Below are 17,540 nucleotides of genomic sequence, written 5' to 3' on the forward strand. Positions count from 1 at the left end.
GGAAGTTTCCAACAAAGCAAGGTCCTGTAGAGCAGTTTGGAGTGCTCGCCACCCTGTCAAGGTGGAGGTCGCGGGTTCAAGTCCCGTCAGGACCGCTCTGGTAGGTGTCGCACCACCATCCAGGTCAGGTAGCTCAGTTGGTACGAGCGTCCGCCTGAAAAGCGGAAGGTCGGCAGTTCGACCCTGCCCCTGACCACCACACTTGAGCAGCAGAGAAGCCCCGGGCGATGATCGCTCGGGGCTTTTTTGATCTTCGATGACAGCAGCGCTGACAGCAACGTCGATCCTGGCTTGCTATGACGTTGATATAGGAATGTGGACTACCAACCTCTTGCGGCCGGGCTAACCTAAGTTCTTGCAAGTCGGAACGGGGCCAGGTCGGAACGGGCCGATGACGCTAGCAAAACCGCTATCACTGCGGTGAGCTGGCCCGACTCGGGTGGTAACCGAGTCGGGCGTGCTACAGAAGGGAAGGCCCGTCCGCTAGCTCCTAAGAGCGAGCAGAGCCGCCGCCAACGGCGCCAACCTAGTTACGGCGTCTAGGACGGGCCACACCCACGTCCACGATCTTTGTGGACGCCGGTGCTTCGCAGCCACATGCATCACCTCCTCTCGCTGACGGGGCCTAAGAAAACGGCGCCCGACATGGATCGGTGAGGAAGCGATGTGAACTGCTGTCCCACGGGTGTAGCCGTCCCAGGCTAAAGCAGCAGACCATGCCGAATCTTGGTATATGCCGAACTTCCAAGAGATCTTCTCGGCAAACGAAGATCGCCCCGGCTGAAGCAGCCAGGGCGATCTGGGAATTCAGGTTCAGCCGAGAGCATCCCCCAGCTTGCCGAGGGCGCGGCGCTTGTCGTCGAGGGAGACATGAGCGTAGATGGTCATGGTCACCTCGATGTCGCTGTGGCCGACGATGTCACGGACGACCTGAGGCGGTACACCGAGGTTGAGCAGCAGCGTCACGCAGGTGTGCCGGAGATCGTGAAAGCGCATGTCCCCGAGGCCGGCGGCCTCGCGGATCGCTCCCCAGCTCCGCCGGAGGTTGTCCGGCTCCATCGGGGTTCCCCGCCGGGACGGGAAGACGAGACTGTGTTCCTCCCAGTCGTCCCAGCGGTCGGAGCGTTCGGCGAACTGCCGCCTGCGGTGCTCCCGAAGGACCTCCACGCAGATAGAGGGGAGCGGGACGGTCCGCTCGGAGTCATTGGTCTTGGGCCGGACGAACTGGAGTCGGCCACCGACCCGCTGAAGGGTTTGAGTGACTTCGAGCTTCGCGCCGTCGAGATCGACGTCTTGCCAGCGGAGGCCGAGTAGCTCCCCGCGCCGCAGACCGAGGCAGAGCGCCAGGACGTAGAGGGCGAACAGCCGGTGCTCCCTGGCGGCCTTGAGAACCGCGCGAGCCTGAGGAACGGTCAGGCCGCGATTGACCTTGTACTTCGGCACCGGGACCTTGACCAGCTTGGCCGCGTTGCGCGGGATGATCTCCTCCCGCACCGCGGACTCCAGAGCGTTGCGGAGTACGGCGTGCACGGACTGAACCATGCGGGTCGACAGCCGGGACTCACAGCACTTCCCGCCCTTGAGCGCGCAGCAGACCGGAGCCTCCCGGGACGCGTCCCACCCATGCTTGCAGCACTGGCATTCGGTACGGGTCTGGGTGATGAAGAGCCGGACGTCCTGAGCGTTGAGCTTGCTCAGCCGCCGCTTGCCGAGGCCGGGGATGAGGTGGAGCCGGACGACGCTCTCGTAGCCCTGGTAGGTCTTGGGGCGCCGCTCCTCCCTCACGATGTGCGTGAGCCAGTAGTTCAGGTAGTCGCTGACGGTCCAGTTCTCCGAGGAGACCGGGATGCCGTCGTCCGCGTTCCTCAGAAGCTCCGTGAGCTTCTTCCTGGCCTCCTCCTGAGTCCGGGCCGACCCTTGGACCCGCTTCACGGCTCCGCCGGTCGTGGGGACGAAGGCCGCGTAGCCGTACCGGCCGTCCTTACGGGGCCAGATGCTCCCCTCACCGTTGGAGCGCTTCCGCATGCGGCGCTTGCTCTGCCGCTTGGGCTCTTCCCCAGGGGTGCCGAGCGCTCTGCTGGTCATCACGCCGCCTCCATCAGGTTGTGGATGCACTCGGCCACCGCGTCGACCGGGATGAGGCGACGACGGCGGATCTTCACGCTCCGGATCTCGTTGGAGCGGATCAGGCAGTAGAGGGTCCAGCGGCTCACCCGAAGGCATGCGGCGGCCTCATCGACGGTCAAGAGCTGCGTGTTATCCATCCGAAGCCCCCAGGAGAGCCGAAGGATCGGCAAGGCGGTTTCCGGTAAGAGCGCTTGCCAAAAGGGCGTCACCAAGCGAGTAGCCCTGTCCGGTGTACTCCCAGTGGGAGACGATGAGGACGGTGTCCTCGTCGAAGAGCGGGAGCCGGCCGGTGCTGACGGCCTCGTCGCGCATGTAGTCGGCGCGTTCGGCGCGGATGTCGCCGAGGGTGGTGGAGTAGTGGCGGCTCTTGGTGGAGAAGTGTCCGCGGAAGCCGAGCATGTGTGCCCACGAGGCAAGGCGGAGGTCGGCCAGCTCGTCGAGGGCGCCCAGGCGCAGGCACTCGGCGATGAGCCGCCGGGCGTGCTCCCGCAGCGGCAGGGCCGCTAGGTCGTCGAGGGGGCTGATACGCCGGTCGAGGGTGCCGACGCATTCGGCGGCCTTGGTGGCGTACTTGGCGATGTAGCCGGCCACCGCCTGATCAGTGAGGTCACCGTCCAAGGTGATCGGGCGGACGTCGAGCTGAGTGCCCCAGCGCAGCACCCGCGCCGGTTCGTCCCCTGCGGCCGGGGCTGTGACCGTCACGGCCGAGACGGCGTGCCGTACGGCGTCGGCCAGCACGTCAGCGCTCGTCCAGGCCGGAGGCGGGGAGGCAGGCCCTTCCGGGCCGTCGAGGCGAATGACGGCGTGGAAGTGCACGACGCCGCGCCTCTGGTACTCGGCGACCTTGGCGAAGGAGATCACGGCCTGCTCGCGCAGCTCCCGCAGGGTCAGGCCCGCGGCCTTGGCGACGTTGCGGCGGAGCGCCAGGGTGAAGCGCCGCCACAGCTCCGGCGAGGTGGCGTTGAACAGCACCGAGCCCGCGTAGTCGTAGCAGTCGGCGCACAGCGGCTCACCGAGGCATGTCTCTTCGACGCCGTGCCGGGCGGTGCAGGACATGACCCGCCCATGCGGGCAGGTGACCGCGTCGCGGCGGGCGTGGCAGGGCAGGGCCTTGCCGTTCTTCTCCCGCCGAGTGTGGACGAGGCCGAAGGAGGGAGCGGTGAGGGTGACGAACAGGCACGGGTGCGCGGTAACGGTCTCCGGGACGCCTTTGCCGCCGACGAGGCCGGCGCGGATGAGCTGGTAGGTGTCGGCCCGGTAGGTCTCGGCGCAGGCCGGGCAGCGGGAGGCCCGGCGGGTCTTGCACGGGACGCGCAGGACTCCGTCCGGTTCGGTGGCGGTGGTGTAGGAGTGGAGCCGCTGGCCGGTGGCGGGGTCGAGGTGGTGGACGTGGCCGCGCAGGTGGATCGGCTGACGGCAGCCGCCGGTGGCGCGGATCTGGGCGGCCCAGCGGGCGTAGTGGGGATCGTGGAGCCGGGTGATGAGTCCGGCTATCGCGTGGGTGCTTGGCATGATGGGGTGCGTCCCTTCCGGGTCGAGAGGTTCGGTTCGGGATGGCCCCCGACGTGACAGACGTCTTGGCGGATGTGTGGTCACGCCGGGGGCGCCAAGGGCTCAGCAGAAGCCGAGGCCCTCGCAGTGCTCGCAGGTCTCGCCGTAGCCGTCGACGCCGGTCCCGCCGCAGTGGCAGCACTGCCAGCGCCGGGGAGCGATGCCGGGGAGTTCGGCGGTCGGGGCGTTGGGGTCGTCGGTCATGTGATCCATCTCCCGGTGTCGCGTCTGGGGGCGGTGTTGAGGAACACCCGCCAGGTATGAGGCCGCTCGCGCAGCTTCATGACCGGCGATATCTGCCGGATCGGCAGGAGCGTGCGGATGGTGTTGGCGGCGTGGACGACTTCGGCGTAGGTGCCATCGATGCGGATGCGCATGGGGTTCTCCTTCAGGGGTTCAGGCGGGGCCGGGCTGCTCGTGCAGGGCATGGAGCAGGTCTGCGGCGAGTTGGTTGGACACGCCGAGGCGGGCGCGCAGGGTGTCGCGGGTGATGGGCCGGCCGTGCCGGGCGTGGTGTTCGGCGGCCACCCGGCGGGCGTAGTCGACGAGTTCACCGGTCGGCCCGGTGTCGCCGCGGTCGCCGGGCGGTTCAGTGCGGGCCGGTGCGGCGGGGCCGGGTGAAGGGACGAGCGCGGCGGTTTCGGCCGAGAGCTCCGGCACGGCATGCGGGACAGCGGCAGGAGCGGGGACGGGCTCCGGGACCGGTTCGGGTCGAGGGGCCGAAGCGCGCCGTTCGAGCATGGAGACGGCGATGAGGAAGGCGCCGGCCGGGGTCGCAGCGCAGATCCATCCCCAGGGGGTCGGTTCGGCCTGGGCGAGGTTGGCGGCCAGGGACAGGGTAATTCCGCCGACGAGGACGAGGGTGGGCCAGGAGACCCAGCCATCCGGGCGGCGGCCGGTCTTGCGGTCGCGCTGGCGTTCCCGGGCGGCCATGACGCAGGTGAGATCGATGCAGACGGCCACGGCCCACGCCATCGGCCCGTTCTGGCCGTGTTCGGTGGCGGTGTCGCGGATGTGGGTGAAGCTGCCCGCTCCGGCGATGAGCGCGAGGATCAGCACCGGTCCGGCGTCGGCGAGCCGTACGGCCAGCCGGGGCCTGCTCGTGGTCATCGTTACCTCCTTCCGGTGGGGTCGAGGGGGGTTCAGGCGGCGAGTTCGGGGATGTCGTCGGTGGCGGGCAGCTCGTGGCCGAGGCCGGAGGCGGCCACCTGGTTCCAGGAGGGGGTCAGATGGGCGTAGGCGGTGGCGGCGTGTTCGGCGGCGTCGGTGGAGACGTAGCCGGACCGCGCCCGGTACCAGCGGCCATCGGAGCCGGTGATGACGGCGACGCCGGGCAGTTCCGGCGCGATGGACCGGGCAGCAACGAGGGCGTCGGGGTCGAGGTCGCCGAGGGTCATCACGGCGGTTTCGGGGTCGTTGACCCGGTGGCAGACGCGTCCGCCGATCTGAGCGCGCAGCGCGGTGACGCCGGGGCCGAGGTCGGAGCCGATGCGCTGGCCGGAGAGCACAAGGTGGATGCCGAACGCGCGGCCGAGCTGGGCGATGCGCAGCAGCGCGGTAGCCGTACGGGTGACCTGGTCCTTTTCGGCTTTGTCGGCGGTGAGATAGAGCTCTGCCAGCTCATCGACCAGGACCACGACCGGGATGGGCCTGCATGCGTCGGGGAGCTGCCAGATGTCGCGGACCCCGTAGCGGCGGCAGGCGAGCATCCGGGCGCCCATGACCGCGATGAGGTCGCCGAGCAGGTTGAGGCATTCCTCGCGGGTGGTGGCCAGGGCCGTGAGCCGGTCGGCGTAGGCCGACAGCTCCACTCCGCCCTTGAGGTCGAAGCCGACCAGGGCGACCGGTTGCGGGGCCAGGCCGACGATGAGCGCGTTGATCAGGTTGGACTTGCCCGACTGGGTGGCGCCGGCGTTCATCCAGTGCGGGATGAGCCGGAAGTCCATCCGCCAGGCCGCGCCGGTCTCCAGCACCCCGACGACGGGGCGAAGCAGGTCGTCAGCCCGCCAGCCGTCTCGGGGCTCAGTCGGGGGTACGGCCGGCGCGACGTGGGCCAAAGGGTCGCGGGTGATCCCCTGGAGGGTGACGCGGCCGGGGCAGGAGCCGACGACGCGCACGGCCTCGATGCGCCAGGCGTGCGCAAGCCGTTCGCAGACCTTGGCGTAGTCGTCGGGGATCTGGCCGTCGAGGAGATGGAAGGTGACGCGGAAGCCGCTGCGGGTGGGCCGGGGCAGGCCCATCCAGGGCTTGGTGTCGACCTCGACCCGCTGGAAGCGCCGCCGGACCCGGACGACGCCGGTCGAGGCGACGAGGTTGGGGATGACGGTGAACCACCAGCGGCGGCGTTTTTTGGTCAGCCCGCAGCCGGAGGCCACGTGCCGCCAGGACCAGCGCAGCCACAGGGCTTTGCGTGGGAAGACCAGGACGTACCAGTAGGAGACCGGCGCCCAGCGCCGCCAGGCGATCAGGACGAGCAGGGCGGCGAGGACCTTGAGCAGGGGGTGGCCGAGGTCGATCACAGGTCCGCCCCCGTTCTGACCGGAGCCACCGGGGCGGTCGGAGCGCTGTAGCCGGAGGAGGTGGCGGGCAGGAAGGAGGCGGCCCGGTAGGCGATGCCCCAGCGACCGGCCTGCTCCCAGACGTAGCCGACCAGGTTGACCGGGATGACCTCCTCGCCTGCGGTGATCTGCGGTTCGGGGGTGGTGGTGACTTTGACCAGTTCCATGCGGTTGAACTCGTCCTCGATGAGGAGAGTGAGCTCGTACATGACGTTGCCGTCCTTGTCGCGCTTGATCTCGCCGGTGTCCCTGCTGACGAGGCGGGGCTTGGGCGGCTTGACGCAGGTGATCTGGAGCTTGGTGACATCGACGGGGATGGGGATGGTGCGCATGGCTGATGTCCTTACTGAGGTGGGACGGTGGAACTCTTGGAGTACATGGAACGCTTGGAATTCTAAGTTGTCAATGAGTACCTCGACGGCTTGGTTGGTTTCTTTACCGGGGTGTGCTCAACTGGAGGCGAGACGAGGAGAGCACAGATGATGGTGGAGAAGACCGGCCGACCGGCCTACCTGCAGATCGTCGACGAGCTGCGTGGGCAGATCCGCGTCGGCTCCCTGCGGCCCGGTGCCGCTCTGCCGTCCACCGCCCAGCTCTGCGAACGCTTCGACGTCTCCGCCAGCGTGGTTAAGGCCGCGATCAGCGTCCTACGGACCGAAGGACTCGTAATCGGCCAGCAGGGCAAGGGGGTGTTCGTCCGCCAGGCCCCCGCCGAGCCGTCCGAGCCGGTCGCCCCGGAAGCGGCGTCGGAGATCCTGGAACAGCTCACCCAGATGCGCCACTCGCTCAAGCAGATGGGGGACCGTCTCTCCGCTCTTGAGGCGGCAGTCTTCGAAGAGCGAGGCTGATCTCACCGAGCCGGCACGCCAGCTCGTCCAGCTCCGCCCGGATCGCGTTCAACTCCCAGACGATGCGCTGAGGGTCCGGAATCATCGCTTCCTCCTTGCCCGGTGGTGTCCTTTCGCCTTGCGGCGTGGCCTAATTCCACCGTGAGCTGCGACTTCCCGGTATCACGCCGAGCTGGTTAAGCTTCTTCAGCTGCTCTCAACGTCCATTTACACGAGCGTTTTCACATGCACGACCGCACACCGCGCACGACCCTCCACAGCGTGAAGGCGAAGGTATGCAATGAAGACGACCCAGCGTCCTGGCTGGACCCCTTCCCGCCTGCGGGAACACCGGGAGGCCCACGGCCTGACCCTGGAGGCCGCGGGCGAGCGGCTCCGTCAGGCGGCCGGCCGTCACGGCTTGGCCGTACCGGCTGCGAATTTCCAGACCATCTGGTCGCACGAGCAAGGCGCCGTCTACCCAGGCCCGCATTACCGGCGCGCATATTGCCTGCTTTACCAGGCCACCGAGCCCGAACTTGGCTTTCGACCCCCCTTGCCCGGTGAATCCCAGAAAGCGGAAATCATGATTTCCGATTTGCCTGCGCCTGTTGACCCCGCCGTCGACAACGCCGCCGCCCAGGTCATCGAGGAAGCCTTCACCAAGGTCTCCGTCGACGACATCGCGGCCGGCTCCCCGCAGGCCCTACTTCGCAACCGGGTGGTCGACGCCTGGCGCCGGCGCCATGGCGGCGGCAGCCCCAAGCCCATCCTCGTCCTGGTCGGCGGGTACGCCGGATCGGGCAAGACCGAGTTCTCCCGCTTCCTGTCCGACATCACCGGCTGGGCGTTCCTAGACAAGGACTCCCTGACCCGGTGCATCGTGGAACGGCTGCTCATCTCCCTCGGCGGCGATCCCCACGACCGCCACACCGAGCTGTATCTCAAGGAAGTCCGCCCGTTCGAGTACCGGTGCCTGATGGAGACCGCGTGGGACAACCTCAAGGTCGGCACCTCGGCCATCCTGTCGGCCCCCTTCATTGCCGAGCTCAAGGATGCGGAGTGGTTCGCCCGGCTGGAGAACCGGTGCGCGGCCAAGGGCGTGGACGTGGCCGCGATCTGGGTCCGCTGTGATCCCGAGTCGATGCGGGAGTACATCGAGTTCCGCGGCGCCGCCCGGGACGCCTGGAAGCTGGAGAACTGGGAGCAGTACGTGGCCGGCCTGGACGTCGAGAACAGCCCGCCCACCGCCCACGTCACGGTCGACAATCGGCTTGGGTCGGCGATCAGTCTCGCCGACCAGACCCGCGAAGCTCTCAAGCGGATCCTGTCGTGAGCCCGGCCGGAGTCGTTCTGTACGGCCCGCCGGCCAGCGGCAAGGACACCATCACCGCCGCCCTCACCCGCGCCGATCCGCGATTCGTGTTGCTGCCCAAGCTCAAGGTCGGCACCGGCCGCGCCCAGGGGTATGAGTTCGTCACCGCCGAACGCCTCGCCGAGCTGCGCGCCGCCGGGCGAGTGCTGGCCGAGACGCACCGCTACGGCAACGTCTACGCCGTCGACCGGCAGACGATCGAGGATCTCACCGCAGCCGGAGCCGTACCGGTCACGCACATGGGCAACCTCACCGACCTGCGCCACCTCGTCGGCCGCGAGCCGGACGGGTGGCTTCGCGTGCTGCTGTGGGTGCCGCGCGAGGTCACCGCCCAGCGCTCCCGGGACCGCGGTGACGTCGATACCGAGCGGCGCCTTGCCGCGTGGGACGAGACCCTCGCCGACCTGGAGACCGACGTCTTTCACCTGCGACTACACACCGACCGCATCAGCGCCGATGCCGCGGCCAAGGAGATCATGGGTGCCTACGACAGGTTGTGCACGGTCGGACGTCCTCGCCAGGAGACACACCCCCGATGAGTCGCACCGCCACCTCCGGCGGGATCAGGTCCAGGCGCCACCAGGTCCCGCAGGCGGCGTACCGCGCGCCGGTCCATACCCCGTCCGGGGCTGAGGTCCATGACACCGAGCTGTGCGGGCAGCCGCCGGAGGAGAGCCGACCTATCACACTCCCGCCTCCTCCTATGGTGGCCGCCTGACCGTCAGGCGCTTCGTGCTTCCCCCGCCCTTGCCAGACCGGCGGCGTCTCCTCGGAAGGCCGGCCCCGTCTACGGGGAACGCGCAGAGCGGTGACCGACGGGGGCGACGGGCACCGCTCCCGGGACCGACATCGAGTCACCATTGGGGACGGCCGGCGAGGGACGGGGGAAGTCGAAGGCCAGGAGCCGTGCGGAATGGGCTCCCGGCAGGCGAGGCGGCGAGATCCCTCCTATCCGCCGCCCCGCCCGTCTTCAGCAGGCGCGCCCGGACAGAACTGCCGTCCAGGTGACCTGAGCTTCAGTGATCGACATGAGCGCGGTCTCCTGAATGTGGGGTGCGCCGTCGAGCTGGACCGTCCGGCGCAGGAATGCCCGCCCACCACCGACGCACAGCTCATAGACCGTCGCGCGGCAGGAACAGGTCCAGGCCACCGGCCGCACCCGCACCAGCGATCGGCAAGGAGCCCGCCACACCAACCGCTCACAGCCACGCTGCGGCATGGCCACGTGCGGACTCAGGCAGTGGCTCACTGCGGGCATGCGCTGCCCTCTTCTGGCCGCGCCGGGTGCTTGCGGCGCAGGTCGGCATAGCGCCGGGCAACCCGCTGCGCGGCCTGAACGGGATCCATAGCCGGGTGCCAGGTGTAGACGGGGTGGCGTTGGCGGGCGTTCCATTCGGTGCGCCACCAGAACCGCCGCCCATCGCACCAGACGAGCAGATCGACCCACACCGACACCACCGCCAGGCCGTACCCATCATGAACGTCCGCGGCGATCTCATGCTCGGCCAAGGCGGTGCAGAGCGCCTCAGCAGCATCCACCGGCCCTACCTCACCTACGAAGAGCGCGGTCACGCCTCACCTCCTGTCGCTCGCTGATTCACCATGCGGCGGCGCGCAGGTGGGTTCACGGACCCGGATCCGGCCGTCGCATGGCACGACAGTAGGTCAACCTGTCCTATCCTGTCTACACCATTCCTAGGAATTGCTGTTCTATGTTCGCAGGTAGAGGCATACCTAGAGTCGTCTTGTGATCGAATGGGACCCCAGGCTCTACAAGTGGGAGCAGATAGCGAAGATCGTTGCCGAACGCATCAAGGACGGCACCTATCCGCCCCTGACCTTGATCTCCGAGGTGAAGCTTCAGGAGGAATTTGACGTCGCCCGGGTCACCGTTCGCAAGGCCATGGAAGCCCTCAGAGAGCAGGGGTTCATCACCACCAAGCCGGGCAAGGGGTCGATCGTGTCCCCGACCGACGGCTCATGATCCGCGAGCCTTTGCCCAAGATCGATGCACTGAGCTGGCAGGCTCGACAAGAACCAGCGGAACCGCAGCAAGAGGCGACAAGATCATCAAGGGCCGTCGGATGCGGATGAGAACTTTCTCTACGTCTTCAAGGGCGGTCCGCTCCGCGGCCCGCCGCGCGTCGGGCGGTCGCTGGCCGCGCTGCGGCTCTTCGGCCGGTCGCGGCCGGCGCCGCCCACGCGCTGATGCCTACCAAGCGGGAACTTACGACTCAGAGAAGACTTTCGGGTCCGGCGATGTATCCAAGAGCTGCCGCCCCGCTTCCGGTGCTCGGGCCTGGCGGCCCTGCGCTCCGGGTCGGGTTGCCAACGAATTACGAGGCGGGCGCTCGTAACAGGAACGCAGGGTAGCTAGACCAACCTGGACAGAGGACTAGGCATCAGGCCACGATCTGGTCTAAAGGTTGGCTAACCATAGCCATCAGTCTGGGCTAGTGCTATCAACCTAGGGAAGGCTAAGGCCATATGATGGTAACGGAGAGTATCCATGTGTATGCTTTCTGAGATGGACCAGGAGAATAAGATCTCTGGGTTCCGAGCAGAAGCAGACATGCTTGTTCCGCTTGTTGAGCAAGCTGAGTCGCTGATCCAACCGTTATCTGGTCGGCTCCAGATTTTGTTTGAGGTCCAGTCTGCGGCAGGAGTCCCGGATCTTGTATTGGCAGTATTTGATAGCCAAGAATTAGCTCGACGTGAGCGTTATGGGCTTCCTGCGGTGACTGATGCACCCGACGTGGCAGTCATGACAGTGCTAGGCGCCCTGGCTGCACGTAGTAGTGAAGCGACATTGACGCCAACCCAGTTGTCCAGGTTTACAGGGGTTACGTCAAGTCATCTGTCTTCGGCGGTTCTAAAGCGACTTGCCGATAATGGTCATATCAAACGAGTTAAGCGCGGCCACTGGGCCGCCACACACCCGTTTAAGCCGCTAGCTCATCAAATCGTATCAATCGAGACAAAGCTCAATGATTGGAGGCGTGGATTCTGGCAAGCCCATAGACAGGCAGCTGACTATACATGGCTTGTGATGGATGAGATGCACAGCTTCGGTCTGTCCTCGAAAAGGGAGTACTTCCTAAGCAATAAGGTTGGGTTAGCTACCCTTTCGGCAGTCTCAGGATATTTAGATGTAATTGTCCCTGCGTTGTGTCGTAAGCCGTTAAGCATGCATCGCAATCTGCTCATAGAGCGTGCCGCTGACCTGTACCTTTCAGGTAAGGTCAGCGGACCTCTAACTCCGGTATTTGGTCGCCAGCTACTCTCGACTAGAGGAGCTGACCCCAGGCTGATAAGTGTTGCGGTGCATTGATGTCGGTTAGACCCTTATCGGCTACGTACCGGGAAGCCCGATTAACGATACGGCGGATCGCAGGGTGGTAACCGTTATTGCTATCCTTCTGAATTTCTGCCGTTAGGCGGCCGATGCTGTACAGAAGATGGAGGCCTGCGAACTCATGGCTCCAGGCGGGTGAACTTAGGAGCGTCGAACAGTAAGGGCAAGTACATGGTTGGTAGTCGGGTAATGATGCTAGTACGTCGTGAACGTTACGTTCAACCGTATGGAGTAGCTGGCGTTCGAAATAACGCTCTTTCCGCGTAGCTCCAGGCTTTCGTCCGAAACTCGGCTCGGTGAAAGCTTGGTCTGTGCCACTGCTTCCAATACCGAACCCTTTTGCGCCGTGAGCTAACATCAGCCATCCGGTTAGGCCGGTCTGCGGCAGTAGGAGTCGTCGGTCCTCATCTAAGGCCAGCTCAGAGAGCCTCTTATAACCGTTAAGTAGCTCAATGTCAGCTGGTTGAGTATGAGATCGCTGAGATCGCCATTGTGATCGAACAAACCAGATCTGATGTTCCTCATGATCTAGTAGTTCGTTAAAAAGCTGCTCTCGAAGCGATTCGCTTATAAGCCAGCGTGCCGGGGTCGTAATATTAAGAGCAAGCCGTTCGCCGCTCCCTAAAAGCGACATAGCTCGTTCGCCCTCTTCGAAGAGAGCGTTGATTGATTGCTTTGGATTATCGGCATCAAGAGCTCTGCCGGGAGTCAATAGGAGGTTTGCCCCTATTTCGCGCTGTGCATTCAGTACCCGGCCGAGGAAGTTCTTATCATCTGGGTCTCTTAGATAAGGAGCCCTAGAAAGAGCGCTCTTAGATACGGGATCTTTCTTTAGGCGAAGGATATTTTCGTCTAGTAGGTAGCACATAGGATCCGCAATGCGCACTGCAGCGGTTGCACACTGCTCGAAAAACCCTCTACTAGCCTGTGCGCTTTGCCCGTATACCTTCAGGATGACGCCGAGCGATATATTATCTCCGTGGCTTTGGTGTAACCGGGCCAGTGCATGAGACAGATGGCGGTGGTGTTGGCCACCTTTGTGCGTTAAGAACAAAGGTAGCGAGCCGTCTAGAGCACCATCCCGGTTAATTAAGGGAGGAGCCGTTCCCGGTTCGGTTTCGGATACATCTCCGATTTCGGAAACTTGGCCAGCATCAGGGCCGTTAACCAGCAAGAACTTATTTGTTCCTGCAAGCTGAACGGCCGACGAAGGAGCGTTCCAAAAAATAGACTCCTGAGAACCTTCCAGATATTCTCTGTAGATTTCTTCGTAGTCGTCTTCTTCTTCGGGGCACTCTTCCCAAATCTCTTCGTCGCTAGTGCTCATGTGGCTTCCTCGCTAACGTTTGAATCCTAGCCGGCGTAGGTTGCTCCCTGTACTTCCTCTTTCATACTCAGGCACTGCTGTCAAGCGGTCAAGGACACTTTGAACGGGCTCGCTGGTCCCTTCCGGTAGAGAAATAGGACCCTGTGACATTCTTGTGATGGCCTGGTCTATTGTCAGAGATTCACCGTCGTGATAGAAGGGGTGCCGTTGGCATACCATCTGACGTACTGTGACTCCGATGGCCCATAAATCTGCAGCTTTGCGAGCCCTTTGTCCTTGAAGCTGCTCGGGTGCCATATATGTATATGTTCCTATATGGCCGGGATAGGCTGTAATGGTTGAACCATCGAGCTGCTTCGCTAGCCCTAGATCAAGCAGGACGGGTTGTGTCCAGTCCCCATTGCGTAAGGCAATGTTCCCAGGCTTTATGTCCCGGTGGATTGTCCTTGCTTGATGCAGGGCATCGGCCCCTTCTAGTAAACCTCTAAGCAGGCCCTCAGCTTCAAGAGGATTCGGCCATTTGCCTTGAGAAACTAAGCTTGCGAGGTCACCGCCTGCTATGTACTCGAATCGGAGCGCTGGTCTATTGGCACCTCGAAGATGGACTACAGTTGTTTCCAGCAATGCAACGACACGAGGGCTTGAGGCACGGCTCAGGCCTTCAACTTCTCTCTTTAAGCGTGCCTCTGGATAGTCGTCAGAACATATGATCTTAACGGCCGTATTTCCGCTACGCCAAGTGTCGCCGTACGCCCCTCTTCCTAGGAAGGTCACGTCTTCTCCTAGGGCGTGGGCTACCTCTGAGGCAGTGAACCGAGGTTCGTGAGAGGCGTTGTCACCCATGGCATTCCTTACGCCTGAGTAGCAATTTCAAGATCAAAAAGGTGTTAGCTGCCGGTCTGATGATGCACCCGAGGGGCGAATATTACCCCAAGGAGGCCATCTTCTCGTCGCCTAATTTTTCCGTATTGTGGCGATATGGTGTGTCTTGTCGTTATTCCGATATATTTCTCTGGAGCTGCAGCTTGATCACTGGGTGGATGCTATTCGAACAGGTGATCTATTTGCTTTGATGGATATATGTTAGTTGCTAGGGGCTTGGTGGTTTAACGCCCGATTAGTTTGGTTGCGATGGATCTAGCTTGTGATCACCCATATGGCAACATACACGGGACTCCACCCGTAGGACAGGCTCAGAGATGGGATCGGTACGTGCAGCGACTTGCTCTCTTTGACCTAGACAACACCCTCGTTGAGCTGGATGAGGCGTTCTGTATCTGGGCAGAGGAGTTCGCTGCCGAGTTTGATCTTGGACGAGAGGCCGCTGATTGGCTGCTTGCTCTGAACCAAGCTGGTTATCCTCATCGTGAGGTCTTCTTCGACAAGGTCCGTGAGCGCTTCTCCCTCTCCAACTCCGCCGAGGAGTTATGGGCCTGCTATCGGAAGCGCATGCCGTACCTCGTCCGCTGCCGGCCCGAGGTGATGAACGGACTAGCGCGGCTCCGCGCGACCAGGTGGAAGGTGGCAATCGTCACCAACGGCACCGCTGACAACCAGCTTGGCAAGATCCAGCGGACAGGGTTGGGTGAAGCTGTCGACGCCTATGCACTCTCTGGGCTCGAAGGCATCCGCAAGCCCGAGGTTGGTCTGTTCGAGATCGCCGCCCGGCGGTGCGGCATGGACCTCGCCGATGGTGGATGGATGGTCGGTGATCACTTGGTCGCTGATATCGGTGGAGGACGGGCCGCCGGCCTCCGTACGGTCTGGATCGACCGGGGAACATGGCTGGACCAAGAGCACGAGGCAGATCACGTCGTCATGGACGTGCTCCAGGCGATGGATATTCTGCATGGCGAGCGCTGATTAGAAGCCGTGCCACAGTCCACAGGGAGCGCTGTCCAGCAACATTCCCTTCCGCGGTCACATGCTGCCTGCCCCTATCAACTATCCATCTAGGGCGGGAAGGTATCGACCTAAGTAGTGCTACTCCTTCGCAATAAAGGAAGCCCATAGTCTAGCTCTTTTCGGGGCTGATCTTTGTTCCTTCTTTGAGTGCGGCAGTTAAAATTGAGAGACGAGCTGCTAAGTCATCGCGCTCGTTCCGTAGAATTTTCCGTTCTTGGCGTAGGGTAGTCACTCGCATGCGGAACTGATGGATGCGTCTGTGCAGGGCTTCAGGGGAGGACTGGATTGTTTCAATGTTCCATAGGGATACACCCCTATGTTTTTCATTGCTAGCCAGTAGGTGGCCGTCGGGATGGAAGGAGACCGCGGTAACCGCGCCTTCATAATTAGTTAGCGGCTGGCTAACGGGGATCCCAGTGGTCAGGTCCCACAGTCGTATGGTGCCGTCATACCCGCCGGTGGCGAGTAGGTGGCCGTCAGGGTGAAAGGCCACCGCATCGATAGAGTAGGTATGGCCAGTCAGAGGTTTGCCGATGGGGGTTCCGGCGACTGGATCCCATAGTCGTACGGTGCCGTCATGTCCTCCGGTGGCAAGTAGGTGCCCGTCGGGATGGAAGGCCATGGCGAGGATAGCGTCAGTGTGGCCAGTCAGGGTGCCGATACAACCTCCGGTTTTTGAGTCCCATAGCTGCACGGTGAAGTCGGTTCCGCTGGTGGCGAGTAGGTGGCCATCAGGGTGGAAGGCTATTGCGGCGGCGAAGCCATCATTACCGATCAAGGGCTTACTAGAAGGTGAATCGGCCGTCAGATGCCACAGTCGCACGTCGGGGTCTTCTCCACCGGTGGCGAGTAGGTGGCCGTCAGGGTGGAAGGCTATAGCCCAGACCGATCCCCTATGGTCAGTGAGAGGTTTACCGATAGGGCTCCTGGTGGCTGGGTCCCATAGTCGCACGGTCCCATCGTCTCCCCCTGTAGCGAGCAGATGACCGTCAGGGTGGAAGGCCATGGCGAGGACGGCGTCAGTATGGCCAGTCAGGGGTTCGCCGATGCGCCCCCCAGTGATTGGATTCCATAGTCGTATGGTGCCATCACGGCTACCGGTGGCAAGTAAATCGCTTTTAGGATGAAAGGCCACCGTATAAAATTCTTTTGCATCGCTAATGGCTGCTAGCAATGCCCCTGTAGGGCCGGGGGGCATTGATTTGGACGATGCCATTTCAGGTGAAGGATCATCGTATTCACGGAGCGCGACCCGCTCCCATGCGCTATGCCAGGGCGCTATTTCATTTTCCCCTAAAGCGCAAACTAGGGCGGTTAGTACTTTTTTGGATGGAAATTTATTGCCCTTGAGTATCTGTGATATGGAATTGCGTTTCAGTTCGGTTTCTTCTCCTGCGGTCCGCTCTTCTATTTTTCGCGTGGAGGGATGGTCGGCGCGGATACGTAGTGCCTGTAGTGCGGCAGTTAGCTCTTGATGAGTGTGGACCTTTTCCAGATCGATACGGCTTCCGGTGAATGGTCTGGGTGAGTCTGACGGGGAGAGGCGAGGCATCGAAGTGCTTCCTGGTCTATCTAGGGCTGTCCGTTGCTGTCCGCCACTCTAGAGGAGCTGTCCGCGCTTGTCCTGAAGTTTTCGTAATGAGTCCTAGCTTGTCCCTTATTGGCAGGAAATGGAATGCTGCTGGACTTAAAGTGTCCTTTTGTCTGGATGTCTGGATATGAGGCTTCACTTGCTGCTCTAATGAGGGCATCACCGCTTTCGCTGGCGGCAGCCCTTGGGGCTTCCCTGTTCCCTTCGTAGAAAGAGCGCGGCATGTCTCAGGTCCTTGACCTCCTCACTCAATTGCTGCAAGTGGCAGGCAGTGGTGTTGGTCTATACGCCGCTGTGGTGACGGCCCAACGTGTCCGTCGGCACCGGAAGCGCGCCGGCAGGCAAGAACCGGCCGTCCCTGGAGTCCTCAAAGGCGATGAGACTGAGGAGCATGCTGATCTCTACTGCGGTATGACGCCGGATCTGATCCGCCATGACGCTTCTCACTCCCAAGGCATGGCTGGCGGCCAACAGTCAGGACCTACCGAGGGGAACGAGCTGACTGCTGAACTAGGTGAGCGGGATCGTAAACAGCCGGAAGACGAGGACAGAACAGATCGTTAGGATCTCCAGGATCATGGCGAAGGCCTATAACAGGAGTGTGGCGGGCAAGGGACGACCCCCTCGCAAATCCTGAAGATCAGAATTTCGAGCTGATCCTGAGGAGCAGGGACAGCAACCCTGACAGCAACGTCCCCGCACACAGGCTCACGCCCGCCACCGTCCACCACCCTCTGACCACGGCGTCCGCCGCACGGCGAGGACGATCGCTCCGCCTGAAAAGCGGAAGGTCGGCAGTTCGACCCTGCCCCTGACCGCCACACCTGAGGGTTGCGTCCACGGAGGTGGTGTATGAGTTTCCCCAGCTAGCAGGCGTGGCGCCGTGAAATGAGAACGGCCATCGCGTGATCCTTCGAGTGCGAA

Annotated in this window: 18 protein-coding genes and 3 tRNA genes; 9 read left to right on the forward strand and 12 right to left on the reverse strand. The window is 63.1% G+C overall.

From position 1 onward, the window contains the following. The first annotated feature begins 20 nt into the window (after positions 1-20). Together ACFYSC_RS36260 and ACFYSC_RS36265 are read left to right on the forward strand one after the other, a co-directional pair. A tRNA-Asp gene (locus ACFYSC_RS36260) sits at positions 21-95 on the forward strand. Between the two features lie 27 nt (positions 96-122). Then, positions 123-199 (forward strand) — tRNA-Phe (locus tag ACFYSC_RS36265). Positions 200-813: 614 nt separating this feature from the next. Here ACFYSC_RS36265 and ACFYSC_RS36270 read toward each other — a convergent pair. The 8 genes from ACFYSC_RS36270 to ACFYSC_RS36305 all read right to left on the reverse strand — a co-directional run bounded on the left by ACFYSC_RS36270 (position 814) and on the right by ACFYSC_RS36305 (position 6,568). Beyond that, positions 814-2,085, reverse strand: a complete 1,272-nt coding sequence (locus ACFYSC_RS36270; RefSeq protein WP_389970728.1) for a tyrosine-type recombinase/integrase — start codon at positions 2,083-2,085, stop codon at positions 814-816. Continuing rightward, on the reverse strand, positions 2,085-2,246 hold the full coding sequence (locus tag ACFYSC_RS36275) for a helix-turn-helix domain-containing protein (protein WP_389970731.1): 162 nt from the start codon (positions 2,244-2,246) through the stop codon (positions 2,085-2,087). The genes ACFYSC_RS36270 and ACFYSC_RS36275 overlap by 1 nt, the downstream gene beginning before the upstream one ends. 10 nt (positions 2,247-2,256) lie before the next feature. Then, entirely contained in the window at positions 2,257-3,639 is a 1,383-nt protein-coding gene (locus ACFYSC_RS36280) for a replication initiator (RefSeq protein WP_389970734.1), read from the reverse strand. A 102-nt stretch (positions 3,640-3,741) separates the two neighbouring features. After that, the gene (locus tag ACFYSC_RS36285) at positions 3,742-3,882 is read right to left on the reverse strand and encodes a hypothetical protein (RefSeq protein WP_389970736.1); all 141 of its coding nucleotides are present in this window, start codon (positions 3,880-3,882) and stop codon (positions 3,742-3,744) included. Next, entirely contained in the window at positions 3,879-4,055 is a 177-nt protein-coding gene (locus ACFYSC_RS36290; protein WP_189246367.1) for a hypothetical protein, read from the reverse strand. The genes ACFYSC_RS36285 and ACFYSC_RS36290 overlap by 4 nt, the downstream gene beginning before the upstream one ends. 19 nt (positions 4,056-4,074) lie before the next feature. Continuing rightward, positions 4,075-4,788, reverse strand: a complete 714-nt coding sequence (locus tag ACFYSC_RS36295; protein WP_389970739.1) for a DUF2637 domain-containing protein — start codon at positions 4,786-4,788, stop codon at positions 4,075-4,077. Between the two features lie 32 nt (positions 4,789-4,820). After that, positions 4,821-6,197 (reverse strand): FtsK/SpoIIIE domain-containing protein, encoded by a 1,377-nt coding sequence (locus ACFYSC_RS36300; protein WP_389970742.1) that lies wholly within the window; start codon positions 6,195-6,197, stop codon positions 4,821-4,823. Further along, a complete protein-coding gene (locus ACFYSC_RS36305; RefSeq protein WP_389970745.1) occupies positions 6,194-6,568 on the reverse strand; it encodes a hypothetical protein in 375 nt (124 codons plus the stop codon). The genes ACFYSC_RS36300 and ACFYSC_RS36305 overlap by 4 nt, the downstream gene beginning before the upstream one ends. A 147-nt stretch (positions 6,569-6,715) precedes the next feature. Here ACFYSC_RS36305 and ACFYSC_RS36310 point away from each other — a divergent pair, with 147 nt between their 5' ends. The 3 genes from ACFYSC_RS36310 (at position 6,716) to ACFYSC_RS36320 (ending at position 8,977) form a co-directional block, all read left to right on the forward strand. Then, positions 6,716-7,084: a winged helix-turn-helix domain-containing protein gene (locus ACFYSC_RS36310; RefSeq protein ID WP_389970748.1), complete on the forward strand. Its 369-nt coding sequence runs from the start codon at positions 6,716-6,718 to the stop codon at positions 7,082-7,084. Between the two features lie 577 nt (positions 7,085-7,661). Then, a complete protein-coding gene (locus ACFYSC_RS36315; RefSeq protein WP_389970751.1) occupies positions 7,662-8,399 on the forward strand; it encodes an AAA family ATPase in 738 nt (245 codons plus the stop codon). Further along, complete coding sequence (locus ACFYSC_RS36320) at positions 8,396-8,977, forward strand: guanylate kinase (RefSeq protein ID WP_389970754.1); 582 nt, start codon at positions 8,396-8,398, stop codon at positions 8,975-8,977. The genes ACFYSC_RS36315 and ACFYSC_RS36320 overlap by 4 nt, the downstream gene beginning before the upstream one ends. Before the next feature lie 706 nt (positions 8,978-9,683). On the opposite strand, the gene ACFYSC_RS36325 is transcribed toward ACFYSC_RS36320, so the two are convergent. Further along, positions 9,684-10,010, reverse strand: a complete 327-nt coding sequence (locus ACFYSC_RS36325) for a hypothetical protein (RefSeq protein ID WP_389970757.1) — start codon at positions 10,008-10,010, stop codon at positions 9,684-9,686. A 175-nt stretch (positions 10,011-10,185) separates the two neighbouring features. Here ACFYSC_RS36325 and ACFYSC_RS36330 point away from each other — a divergent pair, with 175 nt between their 5' ends. Together ACFYSC_RS36330 and ACFYSC_RS36335 are read left to right on the forward strand one after the other, a co-directional pair. After that, positions 10,186-10,422, forward strand: coding sequence for a GntR family transcriptional regulator (locus tag ACFYSC_RS36330; protein WP_389970760.1), 237 nt, complete (start codon positions 10,186-10,188; stop codon positions 10,420-10,422). A 543-nt stretch (positions 10,423-10,965) separates the two neighbouring features. Further along, entirely contained in the window at positions 10,966-11,769 is an 804-nt protein-coding gene (locus ACFYSC_RS36335) for a hypothetical protein (protein ID WP_389970763.1), read from the forward strand. On the opposite strand, the gene ACFYSC_RS36340 is transcribed toward ACFYSC_RS36335, so the two are convergent. After that, positions 11,726-13,120, reverse strand: coding sequence for a hypothetical protein (locus ACFYSC_RS36340; RefSeq protein WP_389970766.1), 1,395 nt, complete (start codon positions 13,118-13,120; stop codon positions 11,726-11,728). The genes ACFYSC_RS36335 and ACFYSC_RS36340 overlap by 44 nt on opposite strands. Positions 13,121-13,132: 12 nt before the next feature. Next, positions 13,133-13,963 carry a serine/threonine-protein kinase gene (locus tag ACFYSC_RS36345; RefSeq protein ID WP_389970769.1) on the reverse strand — a complete coding sequence of 277 codons (831 nt, stop codon included), beginning with the start codon at positions 13,961-13,963 and terminating at the stop codon, positions 13,133-13,135. Positions 13,964-14,332: 369 nt separating this feature from the next. Here ACFYSC_RS36345 and ACFYSC_RS36350 point away from each other — a divergent pair, with 369 nt between their 5' ends. Beyond that, positions 14,333-14,983 carry an HAD family hydrolase gene (locus ACFYSC_RS36350; protein ID WP_389970772.1) on the forward strand — a complete coding sequence of 217 codons (651 nt, stop codon included), beginning with the start codon at positions 14,333-14,335 and terminating at the stop codon, positions 14,981-14,983. A 151-nt stretch (positions 14,984-15,134) separates the two neighbouring features. Here the strand turns inward: ACFYSC_RS36350 and ACFYSC_RS36355 are convergent, their stop codons facing one another. Beyond that, positions 15,135-16,577 carry a WD40 repeat domain-containing protein gene (locus tag ACFYSC_RS36355; protein ID WP_389970775.1) on the reverse strand — a complete coding sequence of 481 codons (1,443 nt, stop codon included), beginning with the start codon at positions 16,575-16,577 and terminating at the stop codon, positions 15,135-15,137. Positions 16,578-17,358: 781 nt separating this feature from the next. Between ACFYSC_RS36355 and ACFYSC_RS36360 the strand changes: the two genes are divergently transcribed. Beyond that, positions 17,359-17,437, forward strand: a tRNA-Phe gene (locus ACFYSC_RS36360). The last annotated feature ends 103 nt before the right edge of the window (positions 17,438-17,540 follow it).

This window comes from Streptosporangium sp. NPDC004379 (genome assembly GCF_042873875.1).
GTDB lineage: Bacteria > Actinomycetota > Actinomycetes > Streptosporangiales > Streptosporangiaceae > Streptosporangium.